Source organism: Streptomyces sp. NPDC026538 (genome assembly GCF_055567535.1).
In genome coordinates this window covers 68476-85252 of the sequence record NZ_JBVHQG010000002.1, presented here as the reverse complement: position 1 = coordinate 85252, position 16777 = coordinate 68476, and the positions used below count along the sequence as shown (strand labels likewise).

11 protein-coding genes are annotated in these 16777 nt (G+C 70.2%); 5 read left to right on the top strand and 6 right to left on the bottom strand.

Annotated elements, in window-relative coordinates; translation table 11 throughout:
• Window positions 1-14 precede the first annotated feature (14 nt).
• The 5 genes from ACZ4N4_RS07325 to ACZ4N4_RS07305 all read right to left on the bottom strand — a co-directional run bounded on the left by ACZ4N4_RS07325 (window position 15) and on the right by ACZ4N4_RS07305 (window position 7172).
• Window positions 15-2975: a glycoside hydrolase family 2 TIM barrel-domain containing protein gene (locus ACZ4N4_RS07325; protein ID WP_467585508.1), complete on the bottom strand. Its 2961-nt coding sequence runs from the start codon at window positions 2973-2975 to the stop codon at window positions 15-17.
• Complete coding sequence (locus tag ACZ4N4_RS07320) at window positions 2972-3832, bottom strand: carbohydrate ABC transporter permease (protein ID WP_453567559.1); 861 nt, start codon at window positions 3830-3832, stop codon at window positions 2972-2974. The genes ACZ4N4_RS07325 and ACZ4N4_RS07320 overlap by 4 nt, the downstream gene beginning before the upstream one ends.
• 14 nt (window positions 3833-3846) lie before the next feature.
• A complete protein-coding gene (locus ACZ4N4_RS07315; RefSeq protein WP_453567561.1) occupies window positions 3847-4803 on the bottom strand; it encodes a carbohydrate ABC transporter permease in 957 nt (318 codons plus the stop codon).
• Window positions 4803-6089 (bottom strand): extracellular solute-binding protein, encoded by a 1287-nt coding sequence (locus ACZ4N4_RS07310; RefSeq protein ID WP_467585505.1) that lies wholly within the window; start codon window positions 6087-6089, stop codon window positions 4803-4805. Before ACZ4N4_RS07310 ends, ACZ4N4_RS07315 begins: the two co-directional genes overlap by 1 nt.
• 63 nt (window positions 6090-6152) lie before the next feature.
• Window positions 6153-7172, bottom strand: a complete 1020-nt coding sequence (locus ACZ4N4_RS07305) for a carbohydrate kinase family protein (protein ID WP_453567565.1) — start codon at window positions 7170-7172, stop codon at window positions 6153-6155.
• 126 nt (window positions 7173-7298) lie between these two features.
• On the opposite strand from ACZ4N4_RS07305, the gene ACZ4N4_RS07300 reads away from it, so the two are divergent.
• From ACZ4N4_RS07300 to ACZ4N4_RS07280, 5 genes are all read left to right on the top strand, one after another.
• A complete protein-coding gene (locus tag ACZ4N4_RS07300) occupies window positions 7299-8063 on the top strand; it encodes a DeoR/GlpR family DNA-binding transcription regulator (protein WP_450764644.1) in 765 nt (254 codons plus the stop codon).
• A complete protein-coding gene (locus tag ACZ4N4_RS07295) occupies window positions 8060-9397 on the top strand; it encodes a 6-phospho-beta-glucosidase (RefSeq protein WP_467585501.1) in 1338 nt (445 codons plus the stop codon). Before ACZ4N4_RS07300 ends, ACZ4N4_RS07295 begins: the two co-directional genes overlap by 4 nt.
• Window positions 9398-9442: 45 nt before the next feature.
• Entirely contained in the window at window positions 9443-12499 is a 3057-nt protein-coding gene (locus ACZ4N4_RS07290; RefSeq protein ID WP_467585498.1) for an alpha-mannosidase, read from the top strand.
• 80 nt (window positions 12500-12579) lie between these two features.
• A complete protein-coding gene (locus ACZ4N4_RS07285) occupies window positions 12580-13830 on the top strand; it encodes an alpha-L-fucosidase (protein ID WP_453567571.1) in 1251 nt (416 codons plus the stop codon).
• Between the two features lie 312 nt (window positions 13831-14142).
• Complete coding sequence (locus ACZ4N4_RS07280) at window positions 14143-14970, top strand: sulfotransferase family protein (RefSeq protein WP_467585493.1); 828 nt, start codon at window positions 14143-14145, stop codon at window positions 14968-14970.
• 27 nt (window positions 14971-14997) lie between these two features.
• On the opposite strand, the gene ACZ4N4_RS07275 is transcribed toward ACZ4N4_RS07280, so the two are convergent.
• A complete protein-coding gene (locus ACZ4N4_RS07275; RefSeq protein ID WP_467585492.1) occupies window positions 14998-16680 on the bottom strand; it encodes a carbohydrate binding domain-containing protein in 1683 nt (560 codons plus the stop codon).
• Window positions 16681-16777 lie beyond the last annotated feature (97 nt).

The following is a 16777-nucleotide window of genomic DNA, read 5'->3' as shown; positions in this document are numbered from 1 at the left end:
GGCGTGGGGGGATCTCAGAGGACGCGCAGGGTCCAGCTCCAGCGGTGGACGCCCGGTGCGACGAGGTAGGAGGGGAAGGTGTCGGGACCGCACGAGGCCGTACCGAGGCCCCGGTGCGCGGCGTCGATGTGGACCACGCAGCCGGCCCGGGGCACGAGTTGGTCGTGGTGGGTGACGGCGGTGAGGTCCTCGGCGCGGTAGCGGCTGACGGATACCTGGCGGGGCTCGTCCAGCTCGACCGCGAGTCCGGTGGCGTCCGGCGCCGACAGCGTGAACCGTCGTACGCCATGGCGGCCACCGCTCTCCTGGGGCCGCAGATACGGGGTGAACAGCTCGTCCACGGGGAGCGAGTGGTGGCCGACCGGGGCGCCGGCGGCACGGTCCGGGTACGACTCCCAGGGACCCTGACCGAACCACTCCAGCAGATCCAGCCCGGCCACCGTCTCGAAGACCGAGCCGACCCGGGCCACGTCGTCGAACTCCGCGGGCAGCTCGGCCGACTCCTCGACCCGGAGGCCGCCCGCGACCGCGGTGAACTCCTGCCGGTGCCGGACGACTCCCGTCGTACCGGCGTACTCGGCGAGCACGGTCACCCTGCCCCAGCCTTCGGCCGGGGGGACCCCCGTCTCGCTTCGCTCGCGTTCCCGGTGCACCGAGACCGCCTTGCGCACCAGGCTGTCCAGACCCCAGGCCCGCCAGCGCAGCGCGATCCCGCCCAGTTCGTCGTTGTCGGTGGGCGCCCGCCACAGGGACAGCGTCGGTGCGGCCGTCAGCAGCGGGTGCAGCAGCAGGCCCTCGCCGTCCACCTCGACCCGCGCCCCGCCCGGGACGGTCGCCCGCACCGGGTCGGGGGCCCGCAGCCGGATCTGCGGCGCGCACACCTCGGTTCCGGCCGGCGCCCAGGCCTGGTCCTCGGCCGTGGTCACGCGCAGCGTCAGCCATGCCTCGCCGCCGTCCGCCGGCACCTCGAAGGGCAGCGGTACGGCCGCGGTCTCGCCGGGGCACAGCTCGGGCAGCTCGGCCGGACCGGTCAGGGTACGGCCGTCCGCCAGCGCCAGCTCCCAGGTGCCGGTCAGCCAGTCGAAGCCCCGGAAGTGCTGGTGGTTGGCGAGCACGATGCCCTCGTGCCGGAAGCACCGGATGCGGACCGGCGCCGCGATCTCCCGGTGCTCGTACATCGCGGGTTTGGGGGTCCGGTCGGGGAAGACCATGCCGTCCGCGACGAACGCCCCGTCGTGCAGGGCCTCGCCGAAGTCGCCGCCGTACGCCCAGCGGTGGCCGGGCGCGGCGACACCGTTGTCGTACAGTCCGGCGCCCGCGCGCCCGACCGGTCTGCCGTCGCTCACCCGCTGGAGAATTCCGTGGTCCCAGAACTCCCAGATGAACCCGCCCTGAAGACCCGGAGTGGACTCGATGGCAGCCCAGTGGTCGGCCAGCGTGCCGTTGCTGTTGCCCATGGCGTGCGAGTACTCGCACTGGATCAGCGGTTTCGTCTGCTCCCCGGACAGCGCGTGCGCCACGCAGTCCTCCAGTGGCGCGTACATCGGGCAGGCGATGTCGGAGGCCACGTCCCGGTCCGCCCAGCCGCGCTTGGCCGCCCCCTCGTACTGGACCGGCCGGGTCGGGTCGTGCCGCCGTACCCAGCCCGCCGCCGCGTCGTGGTTCGCCCCGTAGTCGGACTCGTTGCCCAGCGACCAGATGATGACCGACGGATGGTTCTTGTCCCGCAGCACCATGCGGGAGACCCGGTCCACGAAGGCGTTCAGATAGCGCGGGTCGTCGGCGATCTCGTGCGCGTGGTCGTGGGACTCGATGTCGGCCTCGTCGACGACGTAGAAGCCCAGCTCGTCGGCGAGGTCGTAGAGCGCGGGGTCGTTCGGGTAGTGCGAGGTGCGGATCGCGTTGAAGCCGAACCGCTTCAGCACCACCAGGTCCGCGCGCATGTCGTCGTACGACACCGTCCGCCCGGTGAGGGGGTGGAAGTCGTGCCGGTTGACGCCGCGAACGAAGATCCGCTCGCCGTTGACCAGCAGGTCCCGGCCGACGATCTCGACGTCCCGGAAGCCGATGCGGTGGTACGACGTGTCGGTGACCGTGCCGTCCGCGCGGTGCAGCCGGACGGTCAGCCCGTACAGCTCGGGCTGCTCCGCGTTCCAGGTGCGCACCTGGGGCACGGTGGCGTGGATGCGGGCCTCGCCCAGGAAGTCGGAGATCCGGTCGTCCTCGGCGTTGAGCCGGTCGAACTCGGCGTCCTGCGCGAGGAGTTCACCGTCCAGGTCGCCGGTGACGTACCAGCCGTCCGGCAGCGCACCGCCGTCATCCCGAACGGCGCAGTCCACCCGCAGCTCGCCGTCCCGCCGCGCCCGCACGGTCACGTCCGCGAGATACAGCGGGTCGGTCGCGTACAGCAGCACGGAGCGGGTGATCCCGCCGTGCCACCAGTGGTCCTGGTCCTCGATGTGCGAGGCGTCCGACCACTTGACGACGGTGAGCCGCAGGACCGACCGCTCGCCGGGACGTACGACCTCGGTGAGATCGAACTCGGCGGCCAGATGGGAGTCCTTGGAGATGCCCACGGGCCGCCCGTCCACGTGCACGAGGAGCACGCTCTGCGCCGCGCCGACCTGGAGCACGACGCGGCGCCCGGCCCACTCGGCGGGGACGTCCAGTTCCCGCTCGTAGACGCCCGTCGGGTTGGCGGCGGGGGAGTGCGGCGGGAATTCGGGGAACGGCATCCGCACGTTCGTGTACTGCGGCAGGTCGTCCGTGTCCTGCGTGGTCCAGGGGCCGGGGACGTGTGCCGTCGTCCACGCACCGCCGACCGGCGCGTCCGGAGCGGGCAGCAACCGGAAGCGCCAGTCGCCGTCCAGGGGGAGTGCTCCGGAGCGCCGGTCGACGGCGTTCATGGGCAATCGCCCCCAGGAGGTCACCTCGGGTGCCTCCCAGGGGCGGACGGCCACCAGCGGGTCCGTCACTTGATGGCTCCCTTGGCCAGGTCGCCGATGATCTGACGGGCGCCGACCGCGAACACGATCAGCAGCGGGACGAGGGCGAGCAGTGCGCCGGTCATGACCATTCCGTAGTCGGTGGTGCCGTGGGTGCCGTTGAGCTGGGACAGCGCGACCTGGAGGGTGACGTTGTCCGGGTTGGTGAGGGCGATCAGCGGCCAGGCGTAGTCGTTCCACTGGCCCATGAAGGTGAAGATGCCGAGGAAGGCGAGGCCCGGGCGGACCACCGGGAGGGCCACGTGCCAGTACTGGCGGAGGAAGTTGGCCCCGTCGATGCGGGAGGCGTCGAGGAGTTCGTCGTGGATGGCGCCCTTCATGTACTGGCGCATCCAGAAGATGCCGAACGCGTTGGCCGCCGCCGGCACGATCAGCGAGGTCATCGAGCCGATCCAGCCCAGCTTCGCCATGATCACGAACTGCGGGATGGCGGACAGCTGGGCCGGCACCATGAAGATGACCATCAGCAGGGCGAACAGCACGTTCTTGCCGGGGAAGGCGAACTTGGCGAAGACGAAGGCCGCCAGCGAGTCGAAGAACAGGACCAGGAAGGTCACCGAGCCCGCGACCAGCAGCGAGTTCCACATCGACCCGAAGAAGTCGATGTTGTCGAAGAGGCTGCGGGCGTTCTCCAGGAAGTGCGAGCCGGGCAGCAGTTTCGGCGGGTAGGAGAAGATCTCCGACGAGGTGTGCGTCGACATGATCACGGCCCAGTAGAACGGGAAGGCCGAGAGCAGCAGACCGACGATCAGGACGGCGTGCAGGGCGATACCGCGGCCGCGGGTGCCCTTGATGGCCCTGGGGCGGGTTGTGCGTATGGATGCCATGGTGTGCGGCCTCCCTAGTCTTCGCCCCGGCGCTGCACCAGGCGCCAGTTGATGATCGAGAAGATGATGACGACGAGGAAGATGCCCCAGGCCACGGCGGCGCCGTAGCCGAAGTCGTTGTTGTCGAAGGTCTGCTGGAAGAAGTAGAGGACCATGGTCTGGCCGGCGTGGCCCGGACCGCCCGCGAACGTCGAGTCGTTGGCGGTGGTCTGGAGCAGGACCTGTGGTTCGGAGAAGCTCTGCAGACCGGTGACGGTCGACACGACGAGCACGAACAGCAGCACCGGCCGCATCATCGGCAGCGTGATCCGGAAGAAGGTCTGCATCGGCCCGGCGCCGTCCATGCGGGCCGCTTCGTACAGTTCGCCGGGGATGGTCTGCAGTCCGGCGAGGAAGATGATCGCGTTGTAACCGGTCCACTGCCAGGTCATCAGCGTGGCGATGGCGACCTTGATGCCCCACGGGGTGTTCAGCCAGGCGACCTGGTCGAGTCCCACCGCCTGCAGGAAGGCGTTCACCAGGCCGAAGTTGGTGGAGAACACCGAACCGAAGATGATCGCGATCGCGACCACCGAGGTGACGTTGGGCAGGAAGTAGGCGAAGCGGTAGACGTTCTTGAAGCGGACCGCCGAGTTGAGCATCACGGCCGTCACCATCGCCAGGAAGATCATGGGGAAGGTGGCGAGCGCCCAGATGATGATCGTGTTCCCGACCGCGGTCCAGAAGTCGGTGTCGCTCACCAGGTACCGGTACTGCGACAGGCCCGCCCACTCCATCGAGCCGAGGCCGTCCCAGCGGTGCAGGGAGACGTAGAGCGAGAAGCCGACCGGGATCAGGCCGAAGCAGAGGAAGAGGAGATAGAAGGGGGAGATCGCGGCGTAGAGGTGCCAGTACTTGCGGAATCCGGTACGGGGACCGGCCGTGGTGGTCCGTTCCACGGTCACCGGGGGCTTCTCCAGTGCGGTGGCCATCAGTAGCTCACCCCCAGGTGCTTGGCGATGCGCCGGCACTTGCTCATGGCGTCCTTCCAGGCCTGCTCGGGGTTCTTGCCGAGGACGCCGACGTTCTTGATCTCGTCCTTGAGGGGCTGCGAGAGCGCCACGTCGAACGGGCTGTTGTAGGCGACCGCGATCTTCTGCGCGGCGGGCCCGAAGACGTCCATCGTCACCTGGCCGCCGAAGAACGGGTCGGGCGCGCGCAGGGTCTTCATGGCGTACGACGCGGGGGTGGACGGGAAGAGCCCCGCGTCCACGAAGCCCTGCGCCTGGTTGGCGGCGTTCAGCATCCAGGCGATGATCCGGAACGCCTGCTCGGGCTCGCGGCACTCCTTGGTGATCGACAGGAAGGAACCGCCGTTGTTGGACGGCCGTACCGGCATCTGGGCCACCCGCCAGCGGCCCTTGGTCTTCGGGACGCCGGTCTTGATGTCGTTGGTGGCCCAGGAGGCGTTGAGCTGGCTGGGCAGCTTGCCGTCCTGGAGTGCGGAGAGCTGGTCGGGCGTGCCGCTGACCAGGTCCGAGACGATCCCCCGCTGCTTCGCCTCGACGGCCAGCGCCCAGGCGTGGCGGACGTGGTCCTGGTCGCCGATGAAGTGCCGGTCCTTGTCGACGTACCGCCGGCTGCCCTGCTGCACCACGTTCTCGAAGACCGCGTTGACGTCGGAGAGCAGGCAGGTCCCCGGGATCCGCTTCTTCAGCTGCTCGCCGGCGGCGAAGAACTTCTCCCAGGTGTTCAGTTCGGCGGAGACGTCGTCGGGTTCGTAGGGCAGTCCGGCCTTCTGGAAGACCTGGTACTGGTAGAAGTGCGCGACCGGGCCGCAGTCGATCGGGAAGCCGACCATGGTGCCGTCGTCGGCGATGCCCTGGTCCCACTTCCAGGACAGGAACTGGTTCTTGTACTTGTCCGCGCCCAGCGTGCGCAGGTCCACGAACTGGTTCGCGTTGGGCAGGTAGGACGCCATGTCCTCGCCCTTTAGTCCGGCGATGTCCGGGATGCGGGCCCGGCCGGTCATCGTGGTGAGCAGCTTCGACCGGTAGTAGCCGCCGATCTTGATGGCCTGCAGATCGACGTTCGCGTCGTAGCGGGCCTTGGCGTTCTTGATGACCGTGTCGCCGAGGCCGCCGTCCCAGTACCACAGGACCATGTTCCGGCCGGTGGAACCGGTCGGAACGGCACAGCCGGATGCCAGGCCGCCGAGTGCCGTGGCGGCCGTACCGGCCAGGCCTGCGCGCAGCAGGCCTCTACGTGAGAGCCGCACAGCTCCCACCGCCTTTCGGATCTTTCGGATCTGTTCGGGACTTTCATATGGAGCGTGGGGGGCTCAGTACTGCCGTGCTGGGGGTGTGACGGGTGCGTGGCGGACCGGCGGGCCGGGGTCGGCCGGCAGGCGGTCCGTGAGGAAGCCGTAGGCGCGTTTCAGATCGGGGTCGGTGAGCGAGCGCCACCAGCGGTCGACGCCGTACCAGCCGGGAGCGGCCAGTGCCCCGCCGTGGTGGCCGACGGAGAGACCGGCGGCGAGTACGGCGAACCGCAGCCGTTCGTCCAGCGGCCAGCCGGCGAGCGAGGCGGTGACGAAGCTCGCCCCGAAGACGTCGCCGGCGCCCGTCGCGTCGAGGACGTCCACGGCGAGGGCCGGGACCTCCGCGAACTCGCCGGTGGTCTGGTCGACGGCCACCGCGCCGTCGCCGCCGCGGGTCACCACGGCCACCGGGACCAGTTCGGCGAGGGTGCCGAGGGCCGCGACCGCGCTGTCGGTGCGGGTGTAGGCCATCGCCTCGGTCTCGTTGGGGAGGAAGGCGTGGCACAGGGTGAGTTGGTCGAGGAGGTCGCGGGACCACTGCTGGGTGGGGTCCCAGCCGACGTCGGCGTAGATCCGGGTGCCGTTGGCGGCGGCCTTGGCGATCCACTCGCGGGGGTCGGCCTCGATGTGGACGAGGGCGGTGCGGGCCTCGGGCGGGTCGCCCATCAGCACGTCCTGCGAGTACGGCGGCTCCGAGCCGTGGGTGACCAGGGCCCGGTCCTGTCCGTGGGCGAGGGCGACGGTGACCGGGGTGGGCCAGTCGTCCGCGACCCGGGAGAGGGAGAGGTCGACGCCTTCCTGCCCGGCGAGGACCTGCCGGCAGTAGGCGCCGTAGAAGTCGTCGCCGAAGACCGTGGCCAGCGAGGTGCGCAGGCCGAAGCGGGACGCCGCCACCGCGAGGTTCGCGATGCCGCCGGGGCCGCAGCCCATGCCGGCCGTCCAGACCTCCTCGCCCGGTGTCGGCGGCTTCCCGAGCCCCGTGAGGACGAGGTCGTAGAAGAGCAGCCCGGTCAGCAGCACGTCGGGCATGTCGTCGTCCACACGCCACCCTCTCGTCAAAACTCGTCAATTTCGATGACGGAATCGTGCGCTGCCACGCGAGATTGGTCAATACACGAGCAGAACTGAGCATAGAAATGATTGAAGATGACGAGTAGTGTTCATCGTGTGCTGGCAGAACGACGACATCAACTCATCCTGCGGGCCCTGCGCTCGGGCGGCCCCGCGGCCGTGACCGATCTCTCCGAGCAGCTGGGTGTGAGCCCCGCCACCGTCCGGCGTGACCTGCTGAAACTGGAGGAGGAGGGGCTGCTGACGCGGGTGCACGGCGGTGCCGTCGCCGACGAGGGGGACCAGCCCTTCGCCGAGGTCGCCGAGGTGCGGGTCGCGGAGAAGGACGCCATAGCGGCGCGCGCGGCGGCTCTGGTCGCGGACGGCCAGTCGGTCCTCCTGGACATCGGCACCACCGCCTACCGGCTGGCCCGCCAGCTGCACGGCCGCCGGCTCACCGTCATCACCAGCAACCTGGTGGTCTACGAGGAGCTCGCCGACGACGAGGGCATCGAGCTGGTGCTGCTCGGCGGCATGGTCCGCCGCGAGTACCGCTCCCTGGTCGGCTTCCTCACCGAGGACAACCTGCGCCAGCTGCACGCCGACTGGCTCTTCCTCGGCACCAGCGGGGTGCGCCCCGGCGGCCAGGTGATGGACACGACGGTCGTGGAGGTGCCGGTGAAGCGCGCGATGATCAAGGCGAGCGACAAGGTGGTGCTGCTCGCCGATGCCGCCAAGTTCCCGGGTACGGGCATGGCGAAGGTCTGCGGTCCCGAGGACCTGGACCTGGTGGTGACCAACGCGCCGGTCGACCCGGCGACCCGGTCCGCCCTGGAGGAGGCCGGTGTCGACGTGGTCCTGGCAGGAAAGGCTCAAGCGTGAAACTGACCATTCTGGGCGGCGGCGGATTCCGGGTGCCGCTCGTGTACGGGGCGCTGCTGACGGACCGCGGCGAGGGCCGGGTCACCGAGGTCGTGCTGCACGATCTCGACGCCGGCCGGCTCTCCGCGGTCGCCCGGGTCCTGGCCGAACAGGCGGCCGGTGTCCCCGACGCGCCCACGGTGACCGCCACCACCGACCTCGACGAGGCCCTGCGCGGGGCCGACTTCGTCTTCTCCGCGATCCGCGTCGGCGGCCTGGAGGGCCGGGCGGACGACGAGCGGGTGGCCCTTGCCGAGGGCGTCCTCGGCCAGGAGACGGTCGGCGCCGGCGGCATCGCCTACGGGCTGCGGACCGTCCCCGTCGCCGTCGACATCGCGCGCAGGGTGGCCCGGCTCGCCCCCGACGCCTGGGTCATCAACTTCACCAACCCCGCCGGACTGGTCACCGAGGCCATGTCCCGCCACCTCGGCGACCGCGTCATCGGCATCTGCGACTCGCCGGTCGGCCTCGGCCGCCGTATCGCCCGGGTGCTCGGCGCCGACCCGCGCGAGGCCTGGATCGACTACGTAGGCCTCAACCACCTCGGCTGGGTGCGCGGCCTGCGCGTCGCCGGCCGCGACGAACTCCCGCGCCTGCTCGCCGACCCCGGCCTGCTCGGCTCCTTCGAGGAGGGCAAGCTCTTCGGCGTCGACTGGCTGCAGTCCCTCGGCGCGATCCCCAACGAGTACCTGCACTACTACTACTTCAACCGCGAGGCGGTCCGCGCCTACCAGCAGGCCGAGAAGACCCGCGGCGCCTTCCTGCGCGACCAGCAGGCGCACTTCTACGAAGAGGTCCGGGACCCCGGTGCCGCGGCCCTGGCGGCCTGGGACCGCACCCGCGCCGAGCGCGAGGCCACCTACATGTCCGAGAACCGGGAGACCGCCGGCGCCGGCGAGCGCGACGCCGACGACCTGTCCGGCGGCTACGAGAAGGTCGCCCTGGCGCTGATGCGGGCCATCGCCCGCGACGAGCGCACCACTCTGATCCTCAACGTCCGCAACCGCGGCACCCTCGCGGTGCTCGACGGCGAGGCCGTCATCGAGGTGCCCTGCCTGGTCGACGCCAACGGGGCCCATCCGGTCGCCGTCGATCCGCTTCCTGATCACGCCACCGGACTTGTCTGCTCGGTCAAGGCGGTCGAGCGCGAGGTGCTCGCCGCCGCCGAGTCCGGCTCCCGCACGACGGCCGTGAAGGCGTTCGCCCTGCACCCGCTGGTCGACTCGGTGAACGTGGCCCGCCGGCTGGTGGAGGGGTACACCGAGGTCCACCCCGGCCTCGCGTATCTTAAGTAACCAGCCGCTCGGAAAGCGCTTTCCATCCCTCTTCTGGAGACTTCCATGCACGACGAACGCCGCCGGATCGAGGAGCGCGTAGAGCGCCTCCACAACCAGCGCATCAAGCCCGCGATCCATGCGGCCGCCGTTCCCTTCGAGGTGTCCGCCTGGCAGGCCCCGGGGGAGCCGGTGTCCTTCGAGGAGGCCGCGGCCGCCGCGTACGAACCGTTCGCGATGGACACCCCCTGGGGTCCGCCCTGGGGCACCACCTGGTTCCGGATGCGCGGACAGGTTCCCGCGGAGTTCGCGGGCCGCCGCGTCGAGGCGGTCGTCGACCTCGGCTTCGTGGGCGACTGGCCCGGCAACCAGGCCGAGGCCCTGGTCCACCTCGCCGACGGGACCCCGCTGAAGGCGGTCAACCCGCTCAACCAGTACGTGGCCATCGCCAACCCGGCGGCCGGCGGCGAGGTCGTCGACTACCTGGTCGAGGCCGCCTCCAACCCCGACATCCTGGCGAACGACTTCGCGGCGCCGACCCCCCTCGGCGACGTGCTGACGGCAGGCGACAAGCCGCTCTACACCTTCAAGCGTGCCGACATCGCCGTCCTGGACGAGGAGGTCTTCCACCTCGACCTGGACGTCCAGGTGCTGCGCGAGCTGATGCTGGAGCTCGGCGAGCACGACCCGCGCCGGCACGAGATCATGCACGCCCTCGACCACGCGATGGACCTGCTCGACCTGGACGACATCTCCGGCTCGGCCGCCGCCGTGCGCGCCGCCCTGAAGCCGGCACTGTCGAAGCCCGCGCACGCCAGCGCCCACCGCATCTCCGGCGTCGGCCACGCGCACATCGACTCGGCCTGGCTCTGGCCGATCCGCGAGACCAAGCGCAAGACCTCCCGGACCTTCTCCAACGTCACCTCGCTGGCCGACGAGTACGAGGAGTTCGTCTTCGCCTGCTCGCAGGCCCAGCAGTACGAATGGGTGCGCGACAACTACCCGCAGGTCTGGGCCCGGATCCAGGAGTCCGTCAAGAAGGGCCAGTGGGCGCCGGTCGGCGGCATGTGGGTGGAGTCCGACGGCAACCTGCCGGGCGGCGAGGCCGTCGCCCGCCAGTTCGTCCACGGCAAGCGCTTCTTCATGGAGCACTTCGGTGTCGAGACCAAGGGAGTGTGGCTGCCGGACTCCTTCGGCTACAACGCCGCCTACCCGCAGATCGCCAAGCTCGCGGGCAACGAGTGGTTCCTCACCCAGAAGATCTCCTGGAACCAGACCAACAAGTTCCCCCACCACACCTTCTGGTGGGAGGGCATCGACGGCACCCGCATCTTCACCCACTTCCCGCCCGTCGACACCTACAACGCCCGCTTCAGCGGCGAGGAGATGTCCCGCGCGGTCCGCAACTACGCCGAGAAGGGCGGCGCCACCCGCTCGCTGGCCCCCTTCGGCTGGGGCGACGGCGGCGGCGGCCCCACCCGCGAGATCATGGAACGGGCGCGCCGCCTCAGGGACCTGGAGGGCTCCCCGCGCGTCGAGGTCGAGCACCCGGACGCCTTCTTCGCCAAGGCCCGCGCCGAGTACGAGGACGCGCCGGTCTGGGTCGGCGAGCTCTACCTGGAGCTGCACCGCGCCACCTACACCTCCCAGGCCCGCACCAAGCAGGGCAACCGGCGCAGCGAGCACAAGCTGCGCGAGGCCGAACTGTGGGCGACGACGGCCGCGCTGCACGCGCCCGGCTACCGCTACCCGCACGAGAGGCTCGACCGGCTCTGGAAGACGGTCCTGCTCCACCAGTTCCACGACATCCTGCCCGGCTCCTCGATCGCCTGGGTGCACCGCGAGGCCGAGGCCGAGTACGCCAGGGTCGCCCAGGAGCTGGAGGCGCTCACCACCGAGGCGGTCACCGCGCTCGGCGGCGGCACCGCCCGGGTCTTCAACACCAGCCCCTACGACCGCGCCGAGGTCGTCCGCGACAGCGCGGGCACCCCGGTGTTCGTCGAGGTCCCCGCGAGCGGCAGCGCGCCGCTGACCGGCGCCGCCGGAGCCCCGCAGCCGGTGACGGTCGACGGCCGGGTCATCGACAACGGGCTCGTCCGGGTGGAGATCGCCGAGGACGGCACCCTGTCGTCCGTCCACGACCTGCGGGCCGGCCGTGAGGTCCTGGCCGGCCAGGGCAACCTGCTCCGCCTGCACACCGACCTCCCCAACTACTGGGACGCCTGGGACGTCGACAAGCACTACAAGAACCGCTACACGGACCTGCTGGACCCCTCGGAGATCACCGTCGTCGACGCGGACCCGCTGCTCGGCGCCATCCGTGTCACCCGCCCCTTCGGCAACGGCTCGACGATCACCCAGACGGTCACCGTCCGCGCGGGCAGCCCGCGGATCGACTTCGAGACGGACATCGACTGGCACGAGGCCGAGAAGTTCCTCAAGGCCGGGTTCCCGGTGGACATCCGGGCCGCGCACTCCTCCGCGGAGATCCAGTTCGGTCACGTCCAGCGGCCCACGCACACCAACACCACCTGGGAGGCGGCCCGCTTCGAGGTATCCGGCCACCGTTGGGTGCACCTCGCGGAGCCCGGCTACGGCGTCGCCGTCATCAACGACTCGACGTACGGTCACGACGTCTCCCGTACGGTCCGCGAGGACGGCGGTACCACCACCACGGTCCGCCTCTCCCTGGTCCGTGCCCCGCGGGTCCCGGACCCGGGCGCCGACCAGGGCCGGCACCGCATCACCTACTCCCTGCTCCCCGGCGCGAGCATCGGGGACGCGGTCGCCGAGGGCTACGCCCTCAACCTCCCGCTCCGGGTGGCCGACGCGGCGGGTGCGCCGGAGCCGGTGGTCTCCGTCTCCGGCGAGGGCGTGACGATCGAGGCGGTCAAACTGGCCGACGACGCCTCCGGCGATGTCGTGGTCCGGCTCTACGAGTCCCGGGGCGGCCGCGCCCAGGGCGTCCTGCGCACCGGCTTCCCGCTCGCGGGCGCCCAGGTGACCGACCTCCTGGAGCGCCCGCTGGAGACGGCGGACACCGAAGGGGACACCGTCGCCGTGGCGCTGCGGCCGTTCCAGATCCTGACGCTCCGGCTGCAGCGGGCGGCCACCGCCCGGTAGCCCCCGGGGGCGGGCCCGGCGGTCGTGCGCCCGGCCCGCCCCTTACCCCGACCGACCCTGTATCCGACGGGAGTCCATCCGTGCCCATGCAACCGTGGTTCACCGACGCCAAGTTGGGCATTTTCGTCCACTGGGGGATCTACGCCGTCGACGGCGTCCAGGAGTCCTGGTCGTTCTACGACGACATCGTGCCGCACGACCAGTACATGTCCCAGCTCGGCCGCTTCACCGGCGCGAAGTACGACCCGCGCGCCTGGGCCGACCTGTTCGCCCGCGCCGGCGCCAGGTACGCCGTGCTCACCAGCCGTCATCACGACGGAGTGGCGCTGTGGGACACCGAGTTCGGCGATCTCAACCTCGGCAGGGACTATCTGACCGGCTACGCAGACGCCCTGCGTGAACAGGGCCTCAAGGTCGGTCTCTACTACTCGCACTCGGACTGGAACCACCCCGACTACGCCAGCACCCGCAAGCCGGGCCGCCCGCCCGAGCAGGAGGACAACCGGTACTCCGAGTGCTCGGCCGAGGACGAGGACCTCGATGCCTGGGAGCGGTTCATCGCCTACCGTGACGGCCAGATACGCGAGTTGGCCTCCCGTTACCGGCCCGATCTGATGTGGTTCGACGGGGAGTGGGACCGCAGCGAGGAGCAGTGGCGGATCAGGGAACTCGCCGCGCTCGTCCGCTCCTACGCACCGCACGTCGTCTTCAACGCCCGGATGCTCAGCGAGGGCGACTACGCGACACCGGAACAGGGCGTACCCGTCGAACCCCCCGCCGGGCCCTGGGAGCTGTGCCTCACCATCAACGACTCGTGGGGCTTCCAGCACCACGACCACAACCACAAGTCGCTCAGCCAGCTGATCCGCTACTTCACCGAGACCATCGGCGGTGGCGGCAATCTCCTCCTGGACGTCGGCCCTACGGAGGACGGCACCATCCCGCAGCCGCAGGTCGAGCGCCTCGAAGGCCTGGGGGAGTGGATCCGGGGACACGCCGAGGCCGTGTACGGCACGGTCCGCGGGCTGCCGGCCGGGCACCACTACGGGCCGAGCACCCTCTCCGCCGACCGCCGCACCCTCTACCTCACCCTGTACGACATCCCGCGTGCCGAGATCGGCGTCCGCGGCCTGGTCACCCCGGTCCGGAAGGTCAGCGTGCTCGGCACCGGCAGCGAACTCGCCCACCGTGTCGTCGGCGGACTGCACGAGGCGGTCGGCGTGCTGTGGATCGACCCGCCGGCCGCGGCCGACCTCGACCCCTACGCCACGGTCCTCGCCGTCGAACTGGACGGGGAGCTGGAGCTGTACCGGGGATCCGGCCGGTTCTGATGGGGTCCTGAGCCGGTCTCCCGATCCAGTTCTGATCCGACTCCGATCCGATTCCGATCCGATTCCGATCCGGTTAGGTCCGGTTCGGCGCCAAAAGTCGGGAATTCTCATATGAAGAATTAAGAGAACGGTAAGTTGCCTGGTCACGGCGGCTTTTCGGGCCACCGTGACCCCTTCGGTTCGCCTTTCGGACATCTCGAGTTCGCCTGCCACCCCTGGGATGCGGAACGGCAGGGACGAGAGAAAGGCATCACCGTGCGAGACCCGCGAATGTCAGCGATCGCCAAGGGGCTCAGGCGCCGGGGACGGCTCATGGCGCAGGCGGTGAGCCCTCCGCGCAGGACCCTGGACGCGATCCCGACGCAGCGTCCGGTGCGGCCGCGGACCTCCGCCGACTACGTGGCCCCCCGCGCCCCGCGCCTGGTGGCGGCCCCGGTCTTCGTCCTCTCCTCGGTGCGCTCCGGCTCCACGCTGCTGCGCGTCCTGCTGAACAGCCACAGCCGCATCCGCGCCCCGCACGAGATGCATCTGCGCACGGTCCACGTCCAGATGTCCCGGGAGTTCACCGCGGACGCCATGAAGGAACTCGCCCTCGACCGCGAGGAGCTGGAGCACGTCCTGTGGGACCGGGTGCTGCACCTGGAGCTCAGCCGCAGCGGCAAGGACGTCATCGTCGACAAGACCCCGCCGAACACCCTCATCTGGCCCCGGCTGCACCGATGTTGGCCCGACGCCCGGTTCGTCCTGCTGTTGCGCCACCCCGGCGCCGTCATCCAGTCCCTGACCAGCCGCCGCGCCGATCCCGACCACGAGGCGATCCGCGCCGAGGTCCTGAGCTACGCGGAGAAGCTCGAAGAGGCGCGTCTGAACCTCCCCGGCGTCCATGTGATCACGTACGAGGACCTCACCGCCGCGCCGGAGCGGGTCACCCGCGACTTGTGCGGGTACCTCGGCGTCCCCTGGGAGAGCGGCATGCTCGACTACGGCAAGCAGGACCACGGCACCTTCAGGCCGAAGCTGGGCGACTGGAGCAGCCAGATCAAGTCCGGCCGTATCCAGGCCGCCCGCCAGGCCGACCCCACCGCCGAACTCCCGCCCCGGCTGGGCGAGATAGCGAAGGCGTGGGGGTACCCGGTCTAGGCACCCCCACGCCACCGCTGCCGTCGCTCAGCCGGTGAAGCCGGCCGTGATCGAGGTGAACTGCCAGTTGCTCTGGCTGATCCCGGAGCAGTTGCTCACCACGCCACCGCCCGCGCAGCCGCGGTCCCGGTTCACGGCCCAGAACGCGAGCCGGGCGATGTGGTGCGAGTTCCCCCAGTCACGGATCTGCGTCCAGATCGCCGGGGTCGTGGTCTCCTGCTGGTCCGACAGACCGTTCATACCGGAGATCCCGATGTGCGCGTAGGCCGTCGCGTCGTCCCACCCGAAGGTGGACTTCAGCTTGGTCTTCAGCCCCTCGGCCGCCGCCACGGTGTTGCCGTACATGTCGGCGCCGCCGCCGAAGTCGAACGGCATGATCGTGAAGACGTCGATGTTCGCGCCGAGCGACTGCGCCTGCTCGATGAGCCGGTTGCCGTAGTACGTCGGCCCGGTGGTGGAGGTGCCGAAGGTGACGATCGTCTTCAGGCCGGCGTTGTTGGCCTTGACCGTCTTGAGGGCGGTCAGGATCTTCGCCTGCACGGCCTCGTTCTCGAACTCGTCCGTGTTCTCGATGTCCATGTCGACGGACTTGAGACCGTAGGCGTCGATCACCTTCTGGATCGCTCCGGCCAGCGCGCTCGCGGAGGAGCAGTTGGCGCCGAGCTTGCTGCCCTGCCAGCCGCCGAACGACGGGGTGATGTCACCGCCGGCCGCCCGGATCTGGTTGATCGCGGTCTGGTCGGCGCCGCCGGTCAGCGCCCGGCTGCCGTCCCAGGCCGGGGTGCAGCCGCCCGAGTCCAGCACGAAGGCCATGGTGAAGTTCTTGATGCCGGTGGCGCTCATCACCGTGGACGGGCTCGGGGGATCGCCCCAGCCCTCGAAGAGGTAGGGCGCGGCCTGTTTGAAGCCGGTCCCGCCGCCGCTGCCCGCGCTCGTCGTCACGGACACGGCGTTGGAGGCCGCCGACACGTTCCCGGCCGCGTCCCGCGCCTTCACCGTGAACGTGTACGCCGTACTGGCCGACAGTCCGCTCACCGTGGCGGAGGTTCCGGAGACGCTCGCCACCTGGCTCGACCCGCTGTAGACGTCGTAGCCCGTCACCCCGACGTTGTCCGTCGAGGCCGACCACGACAGGGACACGCTCGACGAGGTCTTCCCGGTGGAGGCGAGGTTCGTGGGCGCGGTGGGCGCCTGGGTGTCGGAGCTGCCGCCGCCGGGCCCGTCGAGGCTGATGTCGTCGGCGTAGTAGGTGCCCTGCGCGTACCAGCCGTGGATGTAGATCTGGGCGCTGGTCTGCGAGGCCCCGGTGGTGAAGGAGACGCTCAGCCGGCTGTACTGGGACGGCGATGTGGTCCAGGTGGAGGTGCCACCGGTGACCCCTAGATAGACGTACGAGCCGCGGACCCAGCCGCTCAGCGAGTACGTGGTGTTGGGCTGCACGGCGACCGTCTGCGTGCACTGGGCGGTGTCGCTGGAACTCACGGCCCCGGCGAGGGCCCTGGACCCGCCGTGCACGGGGGAGGAGACGACCGAGCCCAGGTTCCCGGTGCAGGACCAGGGCGAGAGACTCCCCGACTCGAAGCCGGGGTTGGAGAGGACGTTGGCCGCCTGTGCGGTGCCGGGGAGCGCGATGGCCCCGGCGAGCGCGAGGGCGGCGGACCCGAGCAGTGCGAGTATCCGACGTCTGGAACGTCTGAGCGAGTTGCGCACGCGATCTCCCTGGAGGAATGGGGGTGTTCGGGAGTTGCACGAAGGTGCGAAAGGGGGTGCGCAACAAAAATGGTATGGACCAATCCAGCTGTCAAGG

What these genes read in the sequence shown, in the direction of transcription:
- ACZ4N4_RS07280 (WP_467585493.1), top strand. Translation starts at nt 14,143, where the DNA reads ATGGCGCAGGCGGTGAGCCCTCCGCGCAGGACCCTGGACGCGATCCCG.
- ACZ4N4_RS07290 (WP_467585498.1), top strand. Translation starts at nt 9,443, where the DNA reads ATGCACGACGAACGCCGCCGGATCGAGGAGCGCGTAGAGCGCCTCCAC.
- ACZ4N4_RS07320 (WP_453567559.1), bottom strand. Translation starts at nt 3,832, where the DNA reads ATGGCATCCATACGCACAACCCGCCCCAGGGCCATCAAGGGCACCCGC.
- ACZ4N4_RS07315 (WP_453567561.1), bottom strand. Translation starts at nt 4,803, where the DNA reads ATGGCCACCGCACTGGAGAAGCCCCCGGTGACCGTGGAACGGACCACC.